The sequence below is a fragment of the Paenibacillus sp. CCS19 genome (assembly GCF_033239625.1).
In the GTDB taxonomy this organism is placed as follows: domain Bacteria; phylum Bacillota; class Bacilli; order Paenibacillales; family Paenibacillaceae; genus Paenibacillus_T.
On the sequence record NZ_BTCK01000096.1, the window covers coordinates 1 to 1,834 of the forward strand.

General features: G+C 54.1%; 1 rRNA gene. It reads left to right on the plus strand.

The window, feature by feature from the left end:
- Positions 1-1,834 (plus strand): 23S ribosomal RNA (locus SBI19_RS29325); the annotation flags it as partial.

Genomic DNA, 1,834 nt, shown 5'->3' on the forward strand with positions numbered 1-1,834 from the left:
CTCCGAGACGGATCCTGAGTACGGCGGGACACGTGAAACCCCGTCGGAATCCGGCAGGACCATCTGCCAAGGCTAAATACTCCCTAGTGACCGATAGCGAAGCAGTACCGTGAGGGAAAGGTGAAAAGCACCGCGGAAGCGGAGTGAAACAGAACCTGAAACCGTGCGCTTACAAGAAGTCAGAGCCCTCTATATGGGTGATGGCGTGCCTTTTGTAGAATGAACCGGCGAGTTACGTTCACGTGCAAGGTTAAGTCGGGAAGACGGAGCCGCAGCGAAAGCGAGTCTGAATAGGGCGAATAAGTACGTGGTCGTAGACCCGAAACCGTGTGATCTACCCCTGTCCAGGGTGAAGGTGCGGTAACACGCACTGGAGGCCCGAACCCACGTACGTTGAAAAGTACGGGGATGAGGTGGGGGTAGCGGAGAAATTCCAATCGAACTCGGAGATAGCTGGTTCTCCCCGAAATAGCTTTAGGGCTAGCCTCGAGTATGAACGTCATGGAGGTAGAGCACTGATTGGGTGCGGGGCCCGCCAAGGGTTACCAAGTCCAGTCAAACTCCGAATGCCATGTACGTGCTCCTCGGGAGTCAGACAGTGAGTGCTAAGATCCATTGTCAAGAGGGAAACAGCCCAGATCATCAGCTAAGGTCCCCAAGTGTGTGTTAAGTGGGAAAGGATGTGGAGTTGCACAGACAACCAGGATGTTGGCTTAGAAGCAGCCACCATTTAAAGAGTGCGTAATAGCTCACTGGTCGAGTGACTCTGCGCCGAAAATGTAACGGGGCTAAACACACCACCGAAGCTATGGCATGTACCGTAAGGTACTTGGGTAGGGGAGCGTTGTGTATAGGTTGAAGTCAGACCGTAAGGACTGGTGGACAGTACACAAGTGAGAATGCCGGTATGAGTAACGAAAAGACAAGTGAGAATCTTGTCCGCCGAAAGCCTAAGGGTTCCTGGGGAAGGCTCGTCCGCCCAGGGTAAGTCGGGACCTAAGGCGAGGCCGAAAGGCGTAGTCGAAGGACAACAGGTTGATATTCCTGTACCACCGTAAACCGTTACGAGCAATGGAGTGACGCAGAAGGATAGTAACGCGGCCTGATGGAATAGGCCGTCCAAGCAGTGAGGCTGATGTGTAGGCAAATCCGCACATCGCAAGGCTGGGCTGTGATGGGGAGGGAAAATTATAGTACCGAAGGTTATGTGTTCCCGCTGCCAAGAAAAGCTTCTAGCCAGGTGAAGGTGCCCGTACCGCAAACCGACACAGGTAGGCGAGCAGAGCATGCTAAGGCGCGCGGAAGAACTCTCGTTAAGGAACTCGGCAAAATGACCCCGTAACTTCGGGAGAAGGGGTGCCTCGGTAGGGTGAATAGCCCGAGGGGGCCGCAGTGAAAAGGCCCAAGCGACTGTTTAGCAAAAACACAGGTCTGTGCGAAGCCGCAAGGCGAAGTATACGGGCTGACGCCTGCCCGGTGCTGGAAGGTTAAGGGGAGTGGTTAGCCGCAAGGCGAAGCTATGAACCGAAGCCCCAGTAAACGGCGGCCGTAACTATAACGGTCCTAAGGTAGCGAAATTCCTTGTCAGGTAAATTCTGACCCGCACGAATGGCGTAACGACTTGGGCGCTGTCTCAACGAGAGATCCGGTGAAATTTTAATACCTGTGAAGATGCAGGTTACCCGCGACAAGACGGAAAGACCCCATGGAGCTTTACTGCAGCTTGATATTGGACTTTGGTACGATCTGTACAGGATAGGTGGGAGCCTAGGAAGCCTGAGCGCCAGCTTAGGTGGAGGCGCCGTTGGGATACCACCCTGATCGTATCGGAGTT